At 40.8% G+C, this 20,509-nt stretch carries 17 protein-coding genes; 7 read left to right on the top strand and 10 right to left on the bottom strand.

The window, feature by feature from the left end; all coding sequences use genetic code 11:
* Nucleotides 1-1,050: 1,050 nt before the first annotated feature.
* Nucleotides 1,051-1,917, top strand: a complete 867-nt coding sequence (locus L2D08_RS14500; protein ID WP_242234594.1) for a cation diffusion facilitator family transporter — start codon at nt 1,051-1,053, stop codon at nt 1,915-1,917.
* A gap of 195 nt (nt 1,918-2,112) precedes the next feature.
* On the opposite strand, the gene L2D08_RS14505 is transcribed toward L2D08_RS14500, so the two are convergent.
* The 4 genes from L2D08_RS14505 to L2D08_RS14520 form a co-directional block, all read right to left on the bottom strand.
* A complete protein-coding gene (locus L2D08_RS14505; RefSeq protein ID WP_242234595.1) occupies nt 2,113-5,760 on the bottom strand; it encodes a multicopper oxidase domain-containing protein in 3,648 nt (1,215 codons plus the stop codon).
* A gap of 15 nt (nt 5,761-5,775) precedes the next feature.
* Nucleotides 5,776-6,072 carry a hypothetical protein gene (locus tag L2D08_RS14510; RefSeq protein WP_242234597.1) on the bottom strand — a complete coding sequence of 99 codons (297 nt, stop codon included), beginning with the start codon at nt 6,070-6,072 and terminating at the stop codon, nt 5,776-5,778.
* Between the two features lie 860 nt (nt 6,073-6,932).
* Nucleotides 6,933-7,184 (bottom strand): LexA family protein, encoded by a 252-nt coding sequence (locus tag L2D08_RS14515; RefSeq protein ID WP_242234599.1) that lies wholly within the window; start codon nt 7,182-7,184, stop codon nt 6,933-6,935.
* The gene (locus tag L2D08_RS14520; RefSeq protein WP_242234601.1) at nt 7,177-7,398 is read right to left on the bottom strand and encodes a WYL domain-containing protein; all 222 of its coding nucleotides are present in this window, start codon (nt 7,396-7,398) and stop codon (nt 7,177-7,179) included. Before L2D08_RS14520 ends, L2D08_RS14515 begins: the two co-directional genes overlap by 8 nt.
* A gap of 188 nt (nt 7,399-7,586) precedes the next feature.
* Here L2D08_RS14520 and L2D08_RS14525 point away from each other — a divergent pair, with 188 nt between their 5' ends.
* Nucleotides 7,587-7,958, top strand: a complete 372-nt coding sequence (locus tag L2D08_RS14525) for a YolD-like family protein (protein ID WP_242234604.1) — start codon at nt 7,587-7,589, stop codon at nt 7,956-7,958.
* Nucleotides 7,942-9,231: a Y-family DNA polymerase gene (locus tag L2D08_RS14530; RefSeq protein WP_242234606.1), complete on the top strand. Its 1,290-nt coding sequence runs from the start codon at nt 7,942-7,944 to the stop codon at nt 9,229-9,231. Before L2D08_RS14525 ends, L2D08_RS14530 begins: the two co-directional genes overlap by 17 nt.
* 530 nt (nt 9,232-9,761) lie before the next feature.
* On the opposite strand, the gene L2D08_RS14535 is transcribed toward L2D08_RS14530, so the two are convergent.
* Nucleotides 9,762-10,853 (bottom strand): NAD(P)/FAD-dependent oxidoreductase, encoded by a 1,092-nt coding sequence (locus L2D08_RS14535; protein ID WP_242234608.1) that lies wholly within the window; start codon nt 10,851-10,853, stop codon nt 9,762-9,764.
* Nucleotides 10,854-11,303: 450 nt separating this feature from the next.
* Between L2D08_RS14535 and L2D08_RS14540 the strand changes: the two genes are divergently transcribed.
* Together L2D08_RS14540 and L2D08_RS14545 are read left to right on the top strand one after the other, a co-directional pair.
* Entirely contained in the window at nt 11,304-11,495 is a 192-nt protein-coding gene (locus L2D08_RS14540) for a hypothetical protein (protein WP_242234610.1), read from the top strand.
* 205 nt (nt 11,496-11,700) lie between these two features.
* The gene (locus L2D08_RS14545) at nt 11,701-11,976 is read left to right on the top strand and encodes a DUF1871 family protein (protein WP_242234612.1); all 276 of its coding nucleotides are present in this window, start codon (nt 11,701-11,703) and stop codon (nt 11,974-11,976) included.
* Nucleotides 11,977-12,054: 78 nt separating this feature from the next.
* On the opposite strand, the gene L2D08_RS14550 is transcribed toward L2D08_RS14545, so the two are convergent.
* Together L2D08_RS14550 and L2D08_RS14555 are read right to left on the bottom strand one after the other, a co-directional pair.
* On the bottom strand, nt 12,055-12,843 hold the full coding sequence (locus tag L2D08_RS14550; protein ID WP_242234614.1) for a PAS domain S-box protein: 789 nt from the start codon (nt 12,841-12,843) through the stop codon (nt 12,055-12,057).
* 440 nt (nt 12,844-13,283) lie between these two features.
* Nucleotides 13,284-13,484, bottom strand: a complete 201-nt coding sequence (locus L2D08_RS14555) for a cold-shock protein (RefSeq protein ID WP_242234616.1) — start codon at nt 13,482-13,484, stop codon at nt 13,284-13,286.
* 394 nt (nt 13,485-13,878) lie between these two features.
* Between L2D08_RS14555 and sda the strand changes: the two genes are divergently transcribed.
* Nucleotides 13,879-13,974 carry a sporulation histidine kinase inhibitor Sda gene (sda, locus tag L2D08_RS24485; RefSeq protein ID WP_375337588.1) on the top strand — a complete coding sequence of 32 codons (96 nt, stop codon included), beginning with the start codon at nt 13,879-13,881 and terminating at the stop codon, nt 13,972-13,974.
* A gap of 298 nt (nt 13,975-14,272) precedes the next feature.
* Here the strand turns inward: sda and tnpB are convergent, their stop codons facing one another.
* Nucleotides 14,273-15,487, bottom strand: coding sequence for an IS200/IS605 family element RNA-guided endonuclease TnpB (gene tnpB, locus L2D08_RS14560; protein WP_242234618.1), 1,215 nt, complete (start codon nt 15,485-15,487; stop codon nt 14,273-14,275).
* Nucleotides 15,488-15,861: 374 nt separating this feature from the next.
* On the bottom strand, nt 15,862-16,950 hold the full coding sequence (locus L2D08_RS14565) for a GerAB/ArcD/ProY family transporter (protein ID WP_242234620.1): 1,089 nt from the start codon (nt 16,948-16,950) through the stop codon (nt 15,862-15,864).
* Nucleotides 16,951-17,477: 527 nt separating this feature from the next.
* Here L2D08_RS14565 and L2D08_RS14570 point away from each other — a divergent pair.
* Nucleotides 17,478-18,350, top strand: a complete 873-nt coding sequence (locus L2D08_RS14570; RefSeq protein ID WP_242234699.1) for a DUF1259 domain-containing protein — start codon at nt 17,478-17,480, stop codon at nt 18,348-18,350.
* Between the two features lie 238 nt (nt 18,351-18,588).
* Here the strand turns inward: L2D08_RS14570 and gdhA are convergent, their stop codons facing one another.
* The gene (gene gdhA, locus L2D08_RS14575; protein WP_242234622.1) at nt 18,589-19,968 is read right to left on the bottom strand and encodes an NADP-specific glutamate dehydrogenase; all 1,380 of its coding nucleotides are present in this window, start codon (nt 19,966-19,968) and stop codon (nt 18,589-18,591) included.
* Between the last annotated feature and the right edge of the window lie 541 nt (nt 19,969-20,509).

Genomic DNA, 20,509 nt, shown 5'->3' on the forward strand with positions numbered 1-20,509 from the left:
GAGGGTAAAGAAACAATAGTGGTAAAATACCACCTCCTGATGACTTTTTGTTTGCTACATACTGATTACTAGTTGTTCTTTGCTGCGGATCTTTCTGCGGCCTTTTTTGTGCGTAATTTCAATAATTTGGCCAAAAGTTAGATTGGTTAATAGTAGACCTAAACTGTTAAGCAAAAACCCTCAGAAAAATCTCTGAGGGTCTAATAAAAACAACTATCCATTTATAAATCTTTCAATGATAGATGCGGCTTCTTCTACATCTTTGTATTCTTCAAGGGTTTGGCTTTCAATAAATGTTATTTGTAGGATTTCGGAGTTTTCTATACAAGAAACTGTTAGCACCGGCTTCTTATCTTTGCTAAAGGTATGAGTAATTTCAACATTATAGTAGTAACAGAGGGTTTCCAGCATTTCTTTTATATGAGCAAAAGACCCTTTATAGTCTCCTTTCCAACAGTGGAAAGTGACTAAGAACAGTCCGAAAGAATCCAGTGTTTATATTTAGCCTTTACTATAACATTGGCTTTTAAGTTACTCAATAGTACGTCCAAAAAGTTGAATAACTTTTATTGTTTATTCGGAAATTTTATAGTTCCCCAACAAAAGTCAGCTTTTAGAAAATCTTAAGGGTTTATTTTTAATATATCACCTGGCTTAAAAACGATGTTTTTTGTGTTTCAAAATCTATGTTTCATTAATCACCTATTATGTGCAGAAACTGGTCCTTTTCTGAACACAGCCGTCCGGTTCTCAAAAGGGCGCTTTTTATTGCTTTTTCTGTAACAAAACTCTGTTCATTATTTTGTGTTCGATAATTTGTATTTTAATGGGGTTATGAAATTACTGAAAAGCTAATAAAGTTCTAAAAAATAAAGCAGCTAATTCTATTGTAGCTGCTTTATTTTTTTAGTGTGATTTTTTAGATTGTTTACTTAGAGAAACATTATTTGTACAGACTTATTTTTGTTAAATGAGGCAAAAAGATTGCTGTAGACCCACTCAAATTTGATCTGGTAGTATGTGAAAGAAGTAAATGCCGGAGGAACGAACATGGATCAGAAATATCTTGATTTAAAGATGGGGGAACGGGGAGCCATTCTCAGCATCTTTGTATATATCTGCTTATCTGCTTTTAAATTAACAGTTGGTTATCTGGCGGACTCAGAAGCCTTGAAAGCGGACGGTTTAAACAACACGACCGATATTATCGCCTCTGTTGCAGTGTTAATTGGATTGAAAATTTCTCAAAGACCTGCAGATAATGACCATCCTTATGGACACTGGAAAGCTGAGCCTGTCGCTTCACTGGTGGCCGCATTTATTATGGTTGCAGTAGGCCTGCAAGTCTTATATACAGCTGCTTTGTCTGTTTTTGACCACACAACAGAAGCACCTGACCAAATCGCGGCCTGGACAGGCCTTTTTTGCGCGGCTGTTATATATGGCGTATACCGGTACAACCGAAGATTAGCACAAAAAATCAAAAGCCAGTCTGTAATGGCAGCAGCGAAAGACAACTTATCCGATGCCTGGGTCAGCATTGGAACAGCGGTTGGTATTTTTGGGGCTCAGTTTGGCCTTCCCTGGCTGGACCCTGTTGCAGCCGTTGTCGTCGGCCTGCTGATCTGTAAAACAGGATGGGAAATCTTTAGAGAGGCTTCTCATGATTTAACGGACGGCTATGACGAAGATCAGCTCGAAGTCTACAAAAAATCGATTTTTGACATTTCCGGCGTGAAGGGGATCAAAACGATAAGAGCAAGAAAGTATGGGAGCAGCTCTGTGGTCGATGTTGTCATTCTAGTTAAGTCCACTCTAGGGATCGGGGCAGCCCATGATATCTCGATGGAAGTGGAAGACGCTCTGATGAAGGAACATGATGTAATTGAAGTCCATGTCCATGTAGAGCCGAGCTAATACATTTAGTGAAGTAGGAATGAAAACGAAGGAACCCCCCAGAGTGGCCTTTGGGGGGAGTGGAAAGACAAGAAAGAAACAGGATTTCTATTCCGTCACTTATTTTATTTTTGCCCGCATGGGCGTAAACCTAAACGTTTCTATATCAATTTATTTTGGACTGTCTTTGACCGTCCTTTTTTTATTGCTCCTATGTCATTTATCTAGTAAAGGTAGATGAGGCTGGGTTTTATCATGGACCCGAATAATCCCCCACATTCCCTGCTCGATATCCCAGCGTATGTTGCCGGCTCGGTACATATAATCTCCTGGGTAGTTATACGTTCCTCCAGCACCTCCAATTAAAAGTAGATCTTCTGTGACGCCGGTAACCATGTGGCCGGTGTATGAATCAATACGGGAATCAATATCTCTCGGATCGAATTTCCAATTATGACCGTGCAGATGGAATGTATGAGATCTTCTACGTTCTGACGGTGTCGTAAGCCGAATAACGACAGGGTCACCAGGATACGCTTCAAAAACAGGTGTGGCCGGATCATCGTGAACCTCTGAACTAAATAAGTCACCTAAAACAGGATGTTTTCTAAAGCGGTTAATCAACCGTTCTGACCGGTAGTTAAAGCCGCGTGAGCCAAAATCATATGTGTCTACTTCATCGTCAGGGTCCGCTTTTGGAATCACACCGTCAAGTGGATCGATAATGACCTTACCGTGCTTATTCTCGAGTCGGACACCGTCATGCATCACCAGCACAAATTCCCTATAGTCTCCGTTAAGCGGGTGTTTGAGAATTACATTTGTGCCCGTTTGGGCAGGCTCCAGTGTATGAGGATCATGGTACGTTGTAAACCGCGGCTCAGCGATAAACGCACCGAACGCTCCAAAGGAGCGGTGATTCCGTAAATCGGCCATATCCCACATCGCGCAGGTGCCCATGCTGTCCTGCACATGCCAGCGGTACGTAATGGTTTCCCCAGGCCCCACTGTTTGATCAGGGTTGAATCCAACCGTATCACCACTTGAAGTGGTCACATCATAATTCAGCATATTGACATGTAATGAAATCCGCAGAGACGGCGGATAAAAGGCCTGTTCTTTTACTGGCGGATAAGGGTAAATGCCATTAGGGAATGGGAATAAATCGGGTTTCAGACGGCTCGTCAGCGTGACTTCTACAAGATCACCAGCGTTTCCTCTAAGCACAAGCGGCTCTGGCTTTTTTTTGCCGCGCCGAATATCCTTCACATCTTCCTCTAAAGCAAAGACGATGCCATACGGATCATGGTCTCCAAACGAGTTGTATATGATAGGGGTTTGAAATGCGACAACCCTATACTTTCGGACCGGCGGATTATGTGCTGCTTCAGGCGGCAGGCTAGACTGCGGGTCAGCCGGAGCTGGCGGCTTTCCGGTTACTTCAGGCAGCGGTTTTGTTCTTGAATCCGGCAAAGGCCGGTCAGATAAAGGGATCAGGTGGTTCACTTCCTGGTCATATGCACGGATTAATCCCCACGTGCCATTCCACACATCTTCTTCCGTCTCAAAAGCCCACAAATAATCTCCTGCTCTTGGGATCTCCGTTTCAAGTGTAAATGACTCTGAGATGCCGATATGCTGCTGTGAACGGATCTGGGAGTCGTTGCTGGGCCGCTCTGATTTCCATCTTAATCCATGCACATTAAAACTATGGGATTCTTCATGGGCACCCTGCAGCAGCCGGATACGGATTGGATCTCCCTCATATGCCCGCAAAATAGGAGTAACGGGGTCTCCATTCACATAAGAACTGAAAGAGTAAGCGGGATCACAGTCTTTCCCAAGCCGGAACTGCAGCGGTTCATTCTTATAATTGACCGCAAAAATGCCGGGATCCTCCAGTGAACCAGGGAACGGTGGCGGCTGAATCGGACAGCCGTCTCTGTCAAACAACAGAGCAAAATCTTGAACAAATAATGCAAAATCGCGGTAATCCGGAATAATTGGGTGGGCAACAGTAATCTGTGTACCATGATCTGTTTCTTCACCCGTTCTTGAATCCAAAAATTTAGAAAATCGAGGCTGGATGACACACGAACCAAAAATTCCATGCTGCTGATGAGTAGTTGGGAATAAATGATCGTGAAAGAAAAAAGCTTTTAATTCGGTGTCCGCATACCATTCATACCGGCCGGTCTCACCCGGCAAAATGGCACTGTCATAGTTCCAGCCTACATTTGCGCCATCGGACACAAGAACATCAAACTTTACAAAATGGATATGAAAGCCCACCTCATAGGTTCGCGTGACCAGCTGAAAGGCATCTCCATCCAAAATATGAGACAGCCGGTTTGTAAAGTTTATTCTGACACAAGAACCGGCTGGCGCATGCAGAACAAGCGGTTCCGGCTCTTTTTTTCCGGACAGCACATCCTCAAGCTCTTCATCTTTTACATAAATTCTTCCTTTTGGATCGTTCCAGCCTTGTTTGTTATAAACAAGTGGAAGATCAATTACGGACACGTTAAATTCCAGGACAACCGGGTTTCCCAGGCAGGAATCGGCAAAAACGGCCCCCGGCCTTGCATTCGGTACGGCGGCATTTTTTTCGAGTTCCGTCATGCCCCGTCCGCCAACAATGCCAAGCGGTGGTCTTGGCGCTTTGCAGCCAACCTTCCCAGGAATAAAGTTAGGAAACCCTGGTTTTTCCTTTGTTGGCTGCGGCGGGCAGGGACGGTCTGGTAATGGTTGGAGCGGGGCAATGGGTGTGCCGTTTGGATAGCATTGACTTCCGTCCTGCAGGGTATCAAAGATACGGTTCATTCCCCACATGCCGGCTTCAAAATGTGGATAGAGGTGACAATGAATAACCACATCCCCAATCGCGCCCTGCAGGCTGCCAAGTCCATACAAAGGCTGAACGCTATAGTGAGACTGCGGGCTGATCGCCTGGGCATCCACAATCTCTGAATTAATGTTTCCGGGATCTCTCAGCCATTGGTGCACATGATAGTGGAACACATGTGTTTCTTTTGAGCCTGCATGAATCAGGCGGACAACGGCGGGATCGTCCCGGTAGCCACACAAAATTGGGGTGGCAGGGTCGCCAAATACCCATGAGTCATGATGAACTTCCTCGCCTTCAAGCTCGGGAGATACGACGCCTTCTTCAATCAGTTTCAGACGGTTATGAAGCGGTTCGTATCGGTAATTCACGCCATGAAAGGATTCGCCTTCCTGATTGGTCATCGGGTTAAGCGGCGGGTTGCCCGTTAAATCATCCACTTCCATCTCATCATTAAAAAACCAAGCGTATTCACGGAAGGAAGGAAGAAAAGGGTGGTGGATATCTGCGAAAACACCACTGTTGATCGGTCCGCCTGTTACAGGATCTGTCCACCAGGAGCCTCTTTTTTCAACAAGCAGTGTACCAAAGAGACCTTGAATACTGGAGCCCTCTTCGGTGCTCGATACATTGCCGACATCCGTGAAAAAACAAATGCCTTCAAACGTAGCATCCAGTTTATAAAGCAGTTTGTTACCGGACTCGGCCAGTGAGCTTGGATTAAAACCAACGTTGGCTCCGTCTGAGGTCAGCACGTCATAGTCAAGATCCTGAAAATGCATGCCTGCTGCAAAAGGAAGCTGATTTTCAAACAGAATCTCAACCGTGTCTCCTTCATTGGCTCTAATGGTCAGCGGCTGTACGAGTTCAACAGGAGTAAAAGGGTTTTTGCGCACAAGCTCTTTTACTTTCGATTCATTTTCTTTTAACACATACATTTGTCCATTTGGATTATGGTCACCAAAGTTGTTGACGACAATGCGGATCGGAATGGCCACCACATGATAGCGCCTTATCATCGTTTTCCCTCCTTGTTACAGCATGTCATTTAACTCTGGGATGCGCGGATCTCCGGGAAACTCGATATAAAATACTTCGATATTATGGACATGGATCAGCCAGTTTCTCTTTTCAAGCTGGGCAAAATGGGTTGTTTCAGCGAATATCTCGACTTGGTCTCCTACCATGGAAACAATTTCGCCAACAAACATAAATGGATAAGATGGGGTCAGTATAAAGGTCCTCATGCCAATGGCTGCCCTAAAATGCTCTACGAGCGCCATATCGTGCATAACATTCTGATCAATGGAACGTAAACGGTTATGGGTCATTCTGTTACACTTCCTTTCTTCTTGCCCTAAAGTGGGTGGAAACTTGGTGTTACAATGGAAATACAGGATAGGCTTCAAACAATAAAGGAATGTATGTTTTAAATGGATGATATATTCTTCTTGTCTCAGTAAAATATATGCGCAGTGAAATTGTAAGAACCGACTCTATACGCCAATGATTGTTATCCTGGCTTTTTTAATCGATATTGTTTAAGGGTTAATAGAGTGAGCTGTTTATTTACAGGAATATGTTCATCCGTACAGCCATAAGCTTATAAAGCAAGAGTGACGACCACTTTTGCTCATTTTCTTTTAACACATAAATTTGGAAAAAGCAGCCGTCCCCTTGGGAAAGGGACAGCTGCTTTTTCGTTATGAGCCTTTTTCCTAATTTATTAGTCGATATTTGTTCTGAAACTCGTCCTTTTCTGAATACGGCCGCCCGGTTCCTAAAAGGGCGCTTTTTTTTGCTTTTTATGTAACAAAACTCTGTTCAATAATCTATGTTCAGTAACGTGCTCAAGCTTTTTTGTAACATCATAATAGCTTTTAAGCGGCATGGCTATCCATTCAAGACAATGGATTATATAAATAAAGAATCTTGAAAACCTTGTTATGTCAGGCTTTTAAAGCCTAAAAATGTATAAATGAATTTTTATATTATTATATATTTATACAAAAATATCTAACAAGACAGACGCTTTCCACATATGGCCTTGCTTACTTATTTGACGGTCTTTCTATAATTGATCGAAATAATTCATGATTAAGTGAGTGTTAACTTCACTTTTGGGATCTAAAAAGTTTAGAAAAGAAGGAGCAATAACAGGTCTTCATGCTGTTACTGCTCCTTCTGTATATTAAGCATTTAACTTCATTAGCATTGATGCGCTGCTTCTCTTAACCACATTCAATGTCCGCAGCTTTCCTTGTTCCCAGGTTACGTATCCAGACGCCTTTAAACGATCAAGATGGCCCTTTACGGTTGAAGAAGACTTTAATTCAACCGCATCACCGATTTCACGAATAGACGGGGGATAGTTTTTGGCACTTACATAATCATCTATAAACTGCAGCATTTTTTCCTGGCGTGCAGACAGTTGTTTAAGCATAAGCCATTCTCCTTTGCGGTGCTTTTCCTGCTGCTAAAATGCTGGACCGCTTAAATTTCCGCATCTGTTGTCTCTTCAAGCAGTAAGCGTAGATGTGAGTTTTATCTATTTTACGCACAATGACACTTCGGTCTGTAATCGTATGATCATCTGCCATATACATAATTGAGATTGGCTTTTTTTGTTCCAGCGATAGGTTAAACAATCCATTCATTCTAACAGCCTCCTTTTCACAACCTTATTATATCGAACAAATGTTCATGAATCAATAAATAGACGAACATATTTTCGGTAAAAAGAGGAATCATAAAAAAGTTTTCATTGTCGGCAGGAATATTTGTTCTTATACTGAATTATATACTGTATACGAACATATATTCTCATTGAAAGGAGTTATCTTGGATGAAGAAATTGTATAATGACCGGGGAATGATGAAATGGCAGGGACTCATTCTAGCCGAGCATGCTGAAATGATGGAAAGAGAAAAAAGTAAACCGGTGAAAACGGAGATTCTATTTGATGAACAGCAGTTGGAGGAATTCGACCGGATCATCCAAAGTTCATTCCAACTTGAAAGAGAAGTGGTGTTTAAGATGAATACCTTTGGTGATCATGACCTGCTGCAGGTAAACGGGATTGTCTCGGAGTTTTGCCGGCTGCCCGGCCAGCATCCCTATGTAAAGCTGAAAGGGTACAGTTCCAGATTTCGATTAGATGAAATGGTGTCTATTTCATTTGCCGCGGGAGACGAGGAATATGGTGAGGCCTATTGATGACGAATATTTGCCGCGCAGGGATGTATTTTGCATTGACGTGAAATCCTTCTTTGCCAGTGTAGAGGCTGTACGCCGCAGGATTCATCCGCTGCATGCCTATGTGATTGTGATCGCCCATAAAGAACGGTCCGGTTCTGTTGTATTGGCTGCCTCACCGCGGGTAAAAAAAGAATTCGGTATTAAGACAGGGTCACGGAATTATGAAATACCGAAAGATCCACGCTTAATCCTTGTTGAACCCTCTATGGCTCTTTATCTAAAAGTAAATAAAATGATCCTGGATATTTTTCGCCGCTTTGTAGCGGAAGAAGATTTGCACTGTTATTCCATAGATGAAGCATTTCTGGATGTAACGGCCTCAAAAAGGCTCTTTGGCGATACATTCACGATCGCCCGCACCATTCAGCGTACGGTTTGGCAGGAGCTGCGCCTGGTTGTCACCATAGGGATTGGCGACAATCCTCTGCTGGCTAAGCTGGCTCTTGATAATGAGGGGAAGAACGCTCCGAATGGGATTTCTTACTGGTCTTATGAAGATGTCCCAGCGAAGGTTTGGGCGATTGACCCGATAACAGATATGTGGGGAATTTCGAATGGCTACGCCAAGGCTCTTTACAACATAGGGATTGAATCGGTAAAAGATCTTGCTCACGCAGATAAGTGGAAAATAAAGCGAAAATTCGGCGTGATTGGAGAGCAGCTGTTTTACCATGCCTGGGGAATTGATTACAGCGTGATATCTGAGAAGGTGGGAGCACGGGAAAAATCTTTTTCCAAAGGGCAGATCCTGTTAAGGGATTATGACAAGGAAGACGAGATCGTGATTGTCATCAAAGAAATGACCGAGGATGTGGCGATGCGTCTGCGCCAGCATGGGGCTGCAGCAGCAGGGATTGCGCTTGGCATATCTTACAGCCGGGATATTGAGGATCGCGGATTTAAGCATCAAATAGTGCTTCCACGTAGCACAAATAAGACCGCTGAACTTTGTGAGCACTTTGTCCGGCTGTTTAAAAAATATTGGGACGGACAGCCGGTGCGCCAGATTCACGTCGTGTGCAGTAAATTACAGCCTGCAGCACATGAACAAATAGATTTGTTTACGCCCCCTGAACTGGATGAAAGGCGTCATATCCTGGATGAAACGATCGACCAAATACGGGATCGTTTTGGCAAAAAGGCGATTTTTCATGCGTACAGCTTAATGAAAGGCGGTACATATCTTCAACGAGCCGGACACATTGGAGGACATAAAGGGGCTTCTTACTAATTCTATATAAGGGTACTAGCATTTAGCTGGCACCTTTTTTTGTTCGTTACATATGTACAGTTGCATTTGCTATTTAAACGTCTTGTTAAAAATTTGTAGCTGGTAAAATGCATTGAATTTATAAAAAGAGTGAGAAAAAGCATAAGGAAAACGTGCTATCACTTTCAGTGTCAGACTAGGCAAAGCCTAGTGTTTTCGTGATATCATGAAATTTTGATTTTGTCACTCTGTATCACACTAAAAAAAAGGCTATTTGAAACGGTGCATAGCTGTTTTGTCACTTAACGTGACAGTTTAATGATTACAATTCATTTCTTAGGAAATAAAAGGCTAAGCATTCACAAAAACCTTGGCCTTTTCCTTCATGGTAAGCTTTGGAGGTTTATCAAATAGAAGCCCATCACACCAAGGGGCAACAGTTCTATATTCGAAATTATGATAAAAGGGTTTATGAATGGAGTGGAGATACCCGTGCTGAGGAGGTAACAAACGAGTACTCCAATATAATACTTTACTAAGAAGTAGCTTAATCACTTTGTCATTTTTATATACGGCCTTAGTAAATAACTTGCTACTTTCAGTGGATTTATCAAATTGGATTGAAACAGTTTTTCACCAATGGTTCCTTGGAGTGCGTGAACAATTCGATCTAAGCCATTATTGGATAATTGATCCATCGCCCTCCGTAAAACGAGCGAATTATCATAGCCTTGACGAATGGGTTTCATTAACTCTTCATATTTTCCCAAACCGCATAAATCATAAGCAGCATATATTCCACTTAAAATGGAAGCATATTGTCCAAATCCCAAGAAGGGCATCAACGTTCCGAAACAATTTCCAGCGTAAAACGTATTACCAATCCGTGCTGACTGGCAAATACCAAGAGAATAATTAGTTATTTGAAACTGATCGGTTATCGGTAATTCTTGGTTAAGTTGAGATCGGACCTTATCATAAAATTTATCCCATAGATTATTTATTTGAATATCCTTGTTTTTTGGTAAATCTGGAATAGATAAAGAGATGTGTGCCTCTTTTTCTGAATAGGGTATAAGGTAGCAACAGCCAAAAGGTGCCATATCATAATTCAGCCATCCTGTAACAGAATAACGGTCAAACACTCCTTCGACTGTAGCCCCTTTTATGGAAACCGTTAAATCCTCTCTGTAGTTTTTCGTCCTTTTCGCATATTCTCCATCACCCGTTGCCAAAATGACATGGGAATAACTTGATAAGAGTTGTTCATAAGTTTTCTCTGAATTAAAGTGAATGGTTGATTTTGTTTGCTTTTCTAGCTGGGATTCAAACGAATCCTGTTCTCTGCCCCGTATATTGGTAAACCCTAATTGACCTTCGATGACTGCTTTCTCATTTTTCGAAAAAAGTTCCAGCTTATGAATAGGTGAAGCAGGCTTAAGGTAAATCCCAAAATCGTCCGATAATGATGCAATACAATCATGAACTGGTCTATAAAAAATAGATAATAGTACCTCTCCATTAACAAATCTGTCTCCTACTCTGCTGCGCTTTTCAAATATAGTCGGGTATATTCCATTTTTTTCAAGTGTGATGGCGCAAGCTAAGCCGGAAAGACCTGCACCCATAATCGCAACATTCATATACTTCACTCCAAAATACGTATTTATAATCTAAGTGTGCCCCAAAAAAGAAAATCCTTACTTGAAGTTTGTTGAGCATCCAATGGCTTTACCATTAAGGGGGACCTCATATTCCCCCGAATAAGGTAAACACTACTCACCATGTTCCGCAAACATGGCTTAAACGAAACGAAGGATATGAATTCAGATATGATGAAGAGCCTATTCTGCATAACATTTATGAAAAATTAGCATATGAGATTGTCTCCCAGCTGCCTAAAGCAGAGAAATGGCGGAATTCCGATAAAATTGCTCGTATTATTAAGAAAAAGACGAAACGACAAGGTGACATAAATTTTGATTGAACATATCCCCTGTTGTTAAGCTAAAGGGGCAAGGTTGTTGAGGGAGGAGAATGGTTTTTTGTGGTAAAGTAATGAAAGAAATTGGTTATTAGTTTGGAGGGGCATAATGGCATTCGATTCCTTGGTTTTTTCTATTATCCTTTGGATTGTTGGTCTATTTATTTTATATATAGTAATTTCAGCAGCAGTAAAGGATGGTATTAACAAGTCAGTGATTGGTCAATTTATTGAAAAGAAGTATGGGACTGAAGAGGACAAAAAATCTTTTCTGGATAGTGATTTGGATAATGACAAATAAAGAAATCACTAGGTAAAGCAGGTTTTAATTCAATAATAAGACTGTCAATAGACAGTCCTTTTTAATATTGAATGAGCGATCAAGGGGGGGCAAGAGTTTGAGAGCCGGCAGTTGTTTCAGCCAGTCTTTTTTCTTCCTCAACTAACGGGCAGACTAATTTAACAAGATATAGAATTATTATTAATTGATTATAGGGGGGAGTCGGTTGTCGCATAAACACCTTAAAGACAAATTTAAGAAGACATTGCAAGTAGTCGGAAAGATAATTAATGAATGGGATCCTATGGGCTTGCTGGCTCTTGATTGCCCGGATGACGAATACGAATTTGAAATTCATCGAATTGCATCGGCAGCTCTTGAAGTGAATAATGCTGAAGAATTAGCTGAAAGAATCAATAAAGCTTTCGAAGATAACTATAAAAAATCTAAAGATTGCTTAATAATGATTGCTGATAAAATTTTAAAAGAGCTATTGAATTAACGAAGCAGGTTAGTTAAAGAGGCAAATTCAAAATAAAAAAGCAATGTTTTGTCACATTGCTTCCTAAATTCTTTGCTTTTACTTGTTTTCCGTTTGAGTCGGTGAACCCACATTATACTCTACACCTAATAAATGAAGTGCTGCTTTTACAGTTGAAACAGTGGGTGTGGAATTGAAATTTATACCTAGTTGCGTGGCGACTAGAGCTAGTTCGGGTCTTAAACCTGTGATGATAGAACGTACACCAAGCAATGACAATACAGTATTAATTCTGAAAATGTATTCCGCTACAATAGAATCCAGATTATATATAGCAGAGAAATCTATAATTAAACACGTTATGTTTTGTTTCTGTACGTTCACCGGAACTTTTTCTAAAACTTGTATTGCTCGTTCTTCATCAAAAGCACCCAGCAAAGGAAGTACCGCAATCCCGTCCAATAGCGGAACTAGTGTCGATGATAACTCGTTTATTTGTTTTGAAATTTCTGTTTGTTTTCTCTCAGCTGCTTTTCTTTCTGTTATATCTCTTACATATGTCTGGATAGCTTTTGTATTACCCAGTAACACAGGATGACAGTATAGTTCTACATCAACCGTTGTCCCATCCATTCGATATATTGTTTCTTCAATTACATTAGCTGGTCGTTCATAAGCATTTTGTATTCTTTTGTCTATTGATGATTTGGATGACTCCTTAAAAATGTCTAAAGGGCTTGCTCCGATAATTTCTTCTTTTGAAGCCCTAAAGAATATTTCGGCTGCACGATTAACATAGATGATTTTTAGCTGTGAATGAATAATCAGTGGTTCTAAAGCATATTCAATTACTTGTTTGTAATCAATATCTGAAATGTTTTCACCCATAAAAGTCACTCCTGTCGTATGACATCGAAGGTTGCAAAATCCATTATACACTAGTTTTGCGGCAGTCTGTAAAGAATTGTACTGATACTCACATGTATTTTAGTTTGAGAAGATGTATAAAAAATAGACCGATTTTTTCGGTCTTTTTCATTGGTTAAAAATTAACAGAACCTGTTTATTAAATGGGCTTCTTTTCTTAATATTTTTTACGCTGTTTTTGTACAGACTGTGCTATTTCTGTAAAATGTCTAAATAATAATGTCATATGTATGTCATATGCCTTTATAGGAATTTTCATTTTATTGCCCGTATATCCCTATACTACAAGATACAAACCATTTTATTTTGCTTATTACCCTACCTATAAACCAGTAGGGTATTTTTTCTTGTAAGAAGTTAAAAAACAGACCCATTTAGAGTCTGTTTTGATTGGCGGCTAATTATAATTTATGAACATTAACGGCTTGAGGCCCTCTTTGACCTTGTTCAACCTCAAATTCCACTTCTTGTCCTTCATCAAGATTTTTGAAACCTTCACCTTGTATTGCTGAGAAATGTACAAATACATCTTCTCCGCCGTTACGTTCAATAAATCCAAATCCCTTTTCACCATTAAACCACTTAACTTTTCCTTGTTCCATTATTTGTGTGCCTCCTTACATTAGAATCCGTTTTATTATAACCAAATTGAATTGTTTTAAACTTTTTACAAATTAAAAAAACTTCCATAAAGGAACCGATTATTATCATGATGTTTTTATTTTTTACTCTTTTCTTAACGCTGTTTTAGAAAAGAATGTTGCTTTTTGATTTGTTTTAAAGTAACAATCAATGCGAAAACGGTAATTTTTAAGACGAATTTCTTTTCTTTAAACTGAGTGATACAACCACCTGAATTTTTACTATATTTTACCTGCTGGATATTTGTTTTTTAATCACCTTCCTGGGTAGTAATATACCGAATAGGAGGAGTCATGAAAAACCTGCCTTTGTCAGACCAACAATTGCTGAGAGCATATAACCAAGCAAAAAAAAATGAATTTAGATAAAGAATTCATTACTATGCTGAAGAAAGAAATAGAAGTGAGAAAGCTTTCTGTAGATGCAAAAACCCCTGACTCAAAAAAGTGAGGGGGTGTTGCTGCAACACAACAAAATTCCTTTTATGTTGCATTAATGAATTAAATTTTATATTTCACTTTTTAATTAATGCATCCCGTTAGCTGAAGAACAAAAGGCAGTTAAACACTAATACACACTCCATAAGGGAAAAGATATAGAGACATGAAATATTAATTTTCTTAGTAATGTGATTTGTTGAACTACCACCCACTTACCTGACGGTTGAAGTGGGGGATTCCTGGGCAAGAGGATCTCCGACCCCCAGTAATCAGGCTAACCCCGTATTCCAACGGTTTTATGACCAATCTTAACTAGACTGAAGTGAAAGAAGCCGAAGGGCTTCTCTTTTAATATTCAGGCTCGCATTCAGGTCCCGGTCGTGACGCACGCCGCAGGATGGACATTCCCACACCCGGACAGCGAGACTTTTTACATCCTTGTGCTGGTGGCCACACCCGGAACAGAGCTGGCTTGATGGGAAGAACGGATCGACTTTTATGATCGTCCGTCCATGCCACTTCGCTTTGTATGCGAGCATTTCGTTGAATCTCGACCATGACGCATCGTGAATCCCCTTGCTTCGTTTTTTGTTTTGGACGAGATTCTTCACTAACAAATTCTCCACTGCGATCACTTGGTTTTCATGAACGAGCCTGGTCGTCAGCTTGTGAAGAAAATCTTCTCTTGTGTGTTTGATTTTTTCGTGCAGTTTAGCAATCTGGGCTTTATTTTTTTTCCACGATTCCGACCCTTCTTTTTTACGTGCAAATGCACGCTGAAGAAAGGCTAATCGCTTTTCGTATTTTTGATAGTATTTCGGGTTGGCAATGGATTCACCGTTGGATAGCACGGCAAAGTCTTTTAAACCCAGGTCAATGCCAACGGCATCGTTGGTGCTTGGTTTGTACGGGGAATAAGGCATCTCGCAAATGACCGAAATAGAATACCGGCCGGTATTGCTGCGGCGCACGGTGACACGCTTAATGTCGCCTTCGATGTTTCGGGACTTGGAGAAACGAATCCAGCCGAGTTTCGGCAGCTGAATGCGGTTATCTATCATTTTAATATTGTTGTTTGTCATTTTGGTCGTATAGCTCTGGACCGGGTTTTTCTTACTTTTGAATGTTGGATGGCCCTTAAAGTCATACGCCGTTGGCGTATAGCCTTCTGCGCATTTTTTTGCGGCTCTTTTTTTTAATTCTTTTTTTGGCTGATCCTTATATTTTTTGAATCCTTCGTACTGGTATTCGATGCTTGCCTGAAGAGCAATACTGTCAGGACCAGACAACCATTTGAATGTTTCTTTTAGCCCAGGGAGAAGCTTTTTGGCAGCTGTTTCTGTATACCGTTTTTTTGTTTTTTCAAAACTCTTGATGTTTTCGTTTAATATATAATTGTAGACAAACCGGCAGCAGCCGATTGTTTGGTTAATCAGTTGCTTTTGCTCGTCACTTGGATGGATTTTAAACCGAAAGGCTTTAAAATGAAGACTATTTTTTTCATCTTTTTTAGCTTTTATCATATTCCTCACCCCCTGAACATTTGTTCTATACCTAATTATACCATTTTGACATTGGAGCGTTCAAGGAAAAAGAATGACTGAAAAAGCAGCGATTCATCCCCTACTTAGCAAGCTTGAAGTGGGGGTGTTCTCGCCGACAATGATAAAAATTAGCAACGTTTTTTGCAAACATCTACAAAGGGGACGGAAAAATGGACAGTGAACGGTTTCGCACTTCAAAATCCCACCCGCTTCACCGCAAGGTGAAGGGCTTGCGGCTTCAGCCGTGGGAGTGTCAAATATGTACAGTCACCTTTGCTGTAAAAAACCGCCGTAGCTTTTTTCTAAAAAGGTCTGTACAGCAACAATCGAAAACACGACAGTCCACCATTCTCTCACCCCGTACCCTCCCGCTTTCTCCTAATGATGGCGACCACAAGTAAAAATAAAGGAATAATGAACAAAAAGCCAGGATAGACCGAGCTGATGAAGCCCCCAAGCATTTTGATTGACTCAGCATTATTCGTATAAACAGCCACCGGTATGATAAGAAGACTAAGAACATAAACAGCGGTCTTATGATGCTTTGCTTTAGTGATGTTAGCTGCACTCAATGCAGCTAAGTACAAGTTGTTCATAAACGAAGTGATGGAGAAGACCGCCCAAAAAACAAGAAAAATAAGATCCAGCCGTTCTACGATGCCTAATTCAATTGATTTAATCATGTAAATAACCGGTTCTGGGACGTGCATTAGCTTAGTTTCGCTAAAATAGGCAAATGCGCAAAGCGCAAGCAATGTATATATAACCGTTACGGCAAGGCTTGCTCCTGCAGCGGCTTTCCATTTTCCTTTGTTGTTCGCCTGAGTAAAGGGAAAAAGCCAGAGCAGCATTTCGGTTCCACCTAATGAAAAAATGGCTTTTTGGGCGCCTGCTGCTATATCTTGGATACCGGAAGACCCAATGGGCAGTAAATAATAAACATTCAAGTGATTCCACATAAAGAGAAAAATCATGAGCACACCCATCAGAAAAAAGGACATCAGCACATGAAACCGAGCGATGACCCGAATATCCTCTTTAATCAAGTAGACCGTAACAGCTGTAATAATGACTGCGAACACAACGGGTGGTGTGCGGGGAAACGCCCAATCTGCGGTAATCGAAAGAAAAACCGCTAAAATCTGGCTGGTCGTCATGAAAAAAAAGAACATATAAAGCGCTATAATCAGCACACTAATCGCTCGTCCGACAATGAGCGGCAAAAATTCAGGCAATGTTTTATTAGGAAAGCGTGAAGCCAGCAGCCACATCACGACAATCCCTATCTGCATAAAAAAACCCGCCAGCAAGATCGATAACCAGCCGTCTTTCCCCGCAGCTTGATGCACGTCGTATGGAAGAGAGAGAATTCCGACACCAACATGGGTTTGCAGCATAAAGAAAAATAGCTGCCAGGTTGAAATGCTTGCTTCTCTCTTCATGTTTTCACCCACTGTCTTCCTTTTTTTTATCGTTTGCGGCTTGTTCTCATAAGGCTGCCGCTTTGTTAATTCCCAACAAGTCCGCTGATCCATTGCATCTTTTAAATCCTTTCCCTGGAGCGGGGCTAGCGGCGAGAAATATCGCATGCTAAGGAAAGGTCATCTTGCATAAATGAATTAAAAAAATGACTTCCTGAATACAATGTCTTCATCCTGCGGCTAAAATGACATCCTTTTTCAGTAGGGTGAGGAAAATCCGGTATTTTATGCAAAAAAAAAGAACCCGCCTCTGTTTGTGAAACAGGCGTTAGTTCCTTTGTGCTGTTCTTGTTCCTTTTAGCTTTTAAATATTTAATTTTGATAGGGTTATTGCGCTTCCTTTCACCATATTCAATGTCCACGACTTTAGAATCTGTAATTGGAACATTTTAATCTTCTTTTCGAGCATATATAAAGAACCTCCACGTGTCTTCCTGAATAAAATAACCGGGAAATTGTATTCGGGAGATGATTTGTGATTGGATAACATGAACAGTATTAGACCTGATGACCTTTGTGAGAAATTCGCGGAAATTCTGGGGGCAACTCCCGCTGTTATTAATGGCGTTTGTACTGCAACAAGATCCCGTACAAATATTCACCCGGTTGTACTAGGCCGTAGAGCTGATTCCTTTATGTTTGTACCTCAGGCATACTCCTTTGAAAACCTTGATCAAAATGGAAAGGCATTGTGTCTTGGTGAAACTGTCCTTCTGCAGGAGGAAGCAAACCGATTTATGGTGAGGCTGCGTGAAGAGGGAATCATTGTAACCGCCCTTCACAACCATTGGTTGTTTGAAAATCCGCGATTGATGTATATGCATTTCGAATCCCTGGATGAACCTTTATCTTTTGCCAAAAAAGTAAGAAGAGCTCTGAACGTTTTAACTACCCGCAATATTGGACGTTCCCGAGGAAAACAAAAAACACCGAATAGACGGGGAGAAGAGCTTTGTGAGGAGTTCAATCAAATTTTGGATGGCAGCATGCATACATTTGAAGATGGGGCTTGTATTGTGATGAAATCTCGTACAAATATTATGCCTCGGGTTCTCGGAAGGCGGGGAACGTCATTTTTATTAATTCCGCAAATGTTTGCCTTTGAATCGTTATCTTCAGATGGGAGAGCCCTTTGCAGCGGGGAAACGGTGATCCTGGAAGAAGAGCTCAATCCATTCATCAGTGAGCTTCTTAAACATGACATTATTGTAACCGGCTTTCATAATCATTGGTTGTTTGAGGATCCGAGGCTCATGTATATCCATTTTGAAAAAGTTGAAAAGCCAATCCGATTTGCGAAAGATGTAAAGGATGCTTTAGAAGTATTGACTACAAAGAAGGTATCCTCCGATATTATATAATGAAGACATACCATATAAAGTGTGAGAACATAAGGGGGCTTCACTAAAAGAAGGAAATGTCCCCGGAGCAATAGGGATTCAATTTTTAGAGCATGTGTTAAACACGGTCAGCCACTGCTATTATGGATAATTCATAATTTCTTGGATATAAATAACCCTGTCTCTGGAAGAGGCAGGGTTACTTATGTTTGAGTGATGAGGACTACGCCTATTTATTTAAATCCCGTTTCATTTCCGCTTAGACAACACCCTGCATGATCATCGCATCCGCAACTTTAAGGAAACCAGCAATATTAGCACCAACGACAAGATTGTCTTCATAGCCAAATTCAGCAGCTGCATCTTTTGCTTGTTTGTAGATATTTTTCATGATGTCATGCAGTTTGGCATCCACCTCTTCAAATGACCAAGGCATCCGTGCGCTGTTTTGCGCCATTTCAAGAGCAGAAACGGCTACGCCGCCTGCATTGGCTGCTTTTGCCGGGGCAAAAAGAACACCATTTTTCAAGAAAATATCGATTGCTTCAAGGGTAGAAGGCATATTTGCCCCTTCGCCGACTGCTTTCACACCATTGTCCACAAGCTGCTGTGCTGATTCTGCATTAATTTCATTCTGCGTTGCACAAGGAAGAGCAATTTTACAAGGAATCGTCCAAATACCTTCGCAGCCTTCTGTATAAACTGCAGTCGGATGGAATTTCACATATTCACTGATACGCTTGCGCTCTACTTCTTTCAACTGTTTTACAGTAGCGATATCAATACCGTCTTCATCGTAAATATAGCCGCCTGAATCCGAGCATGCGACAACGGTGGCACCAAGCTCTGTCGCTTTTTGCATAGCGTAAATGGATACATTCCCCGAACCGGATACTACGACAGTGCGTCCATTGAATGTTTTTCCTTTATCCCGCAGCATCTCATCCACAAAATAAACCGTGCCAAAGCCTGTTGCTTCTGTACGTGCAAGGCTTCCACCATATGAAATACCTTTTCCTGTTAAAACACCTGCTTCATAGCTGCCACGAAGACGTTTGTACTGGCCAAACATGTAACCGATTTCGCGTGCGCCGACACCAATGTCACCAGCTGGCACGTCAACATCTGGTCCAATATGACGGTAAAGCTCAGTCATAAAGCTTTGAGTAAAGCGCATGACTTCATTGTCTGATTTTCCTTTAGGATCAAAGTCAGATCCGCCTTTGCCGCCGCCGATCGGCTGCCCGGTCAATGAGTTTTTAAAGATCTGTTCAAAGCCGAGGAATTTAATGATACTTGCATTTACCGACGGATGGAAGCGAAGCCCGCCTTTATACGGACCAATTGCACTGCTGAATTGCACACGGAAGCCGCGGTTCACCTGTACGTTGCCATTGTCATCTGTCCAAGGTACGCGGAAAGAAATAACGCGTTCAGGCTCTACCATACGCTCTAAAATATTGTGCTGAATGTATTTTGGATATTTTTCAAATACAGGCGTTAACGACTCGAAAATTTCTTGAACTGCCTGATGAAATTCATGTTCGCCAGGATTGCGTTTTTGAACAATTTCAAATACGCGGTCTATGTATTGTTTAGCTGCTTGCTTTTCGTGTGTTGTAACATTCGTCGTTGTCATTTTCTCTATCTCCTTTGTGCAAAATAAACAAATCCATTAACAATATTATCATTATCTTCTGAAAAATTCATATATTCAATATTAAAAATAGATTATATACATACTGATTTGAGAACGATTTGCTTAAATTGGCGAAATTCATATATTTAATCTCTAAGACAGATGATATCGACATCAATCTAAGATCAATTTATTCATACTGAGAAAACATACTTTAATAACCCAAAAATCTCAAAACTCTTCTAATTTTTGTACATAGTTTTCTTTTTTTCATCCGTTTCTTAGTATTTATAAACTTTTTCCCAATTTCTTTTGCTTCTTCAGCTATATGCTTTCTCTTTCCATCTAGATTATGCATCATTAATATCTAGCAGTGAAAAGGTTGGGCAGTTATACTAAATCAATCCATAAGTATCTTTACCTTAAGGGAGTAAAATGTAAAATAAAAGGATATTATGCATTATTTTCTCGAATTGTATATAATGATATAAATAACTATCTAAAAAACGAGATGCTTCTTACGTTTTTCAAATTATCCTTG

The organism is Domibacillus sp. PGB-M46 (genome assembly GCF_022668875.1).
GTDB lineage: Bacteria > Bacillota > Bacilli > Bacillales > Domibacillaceae > Domibacillus.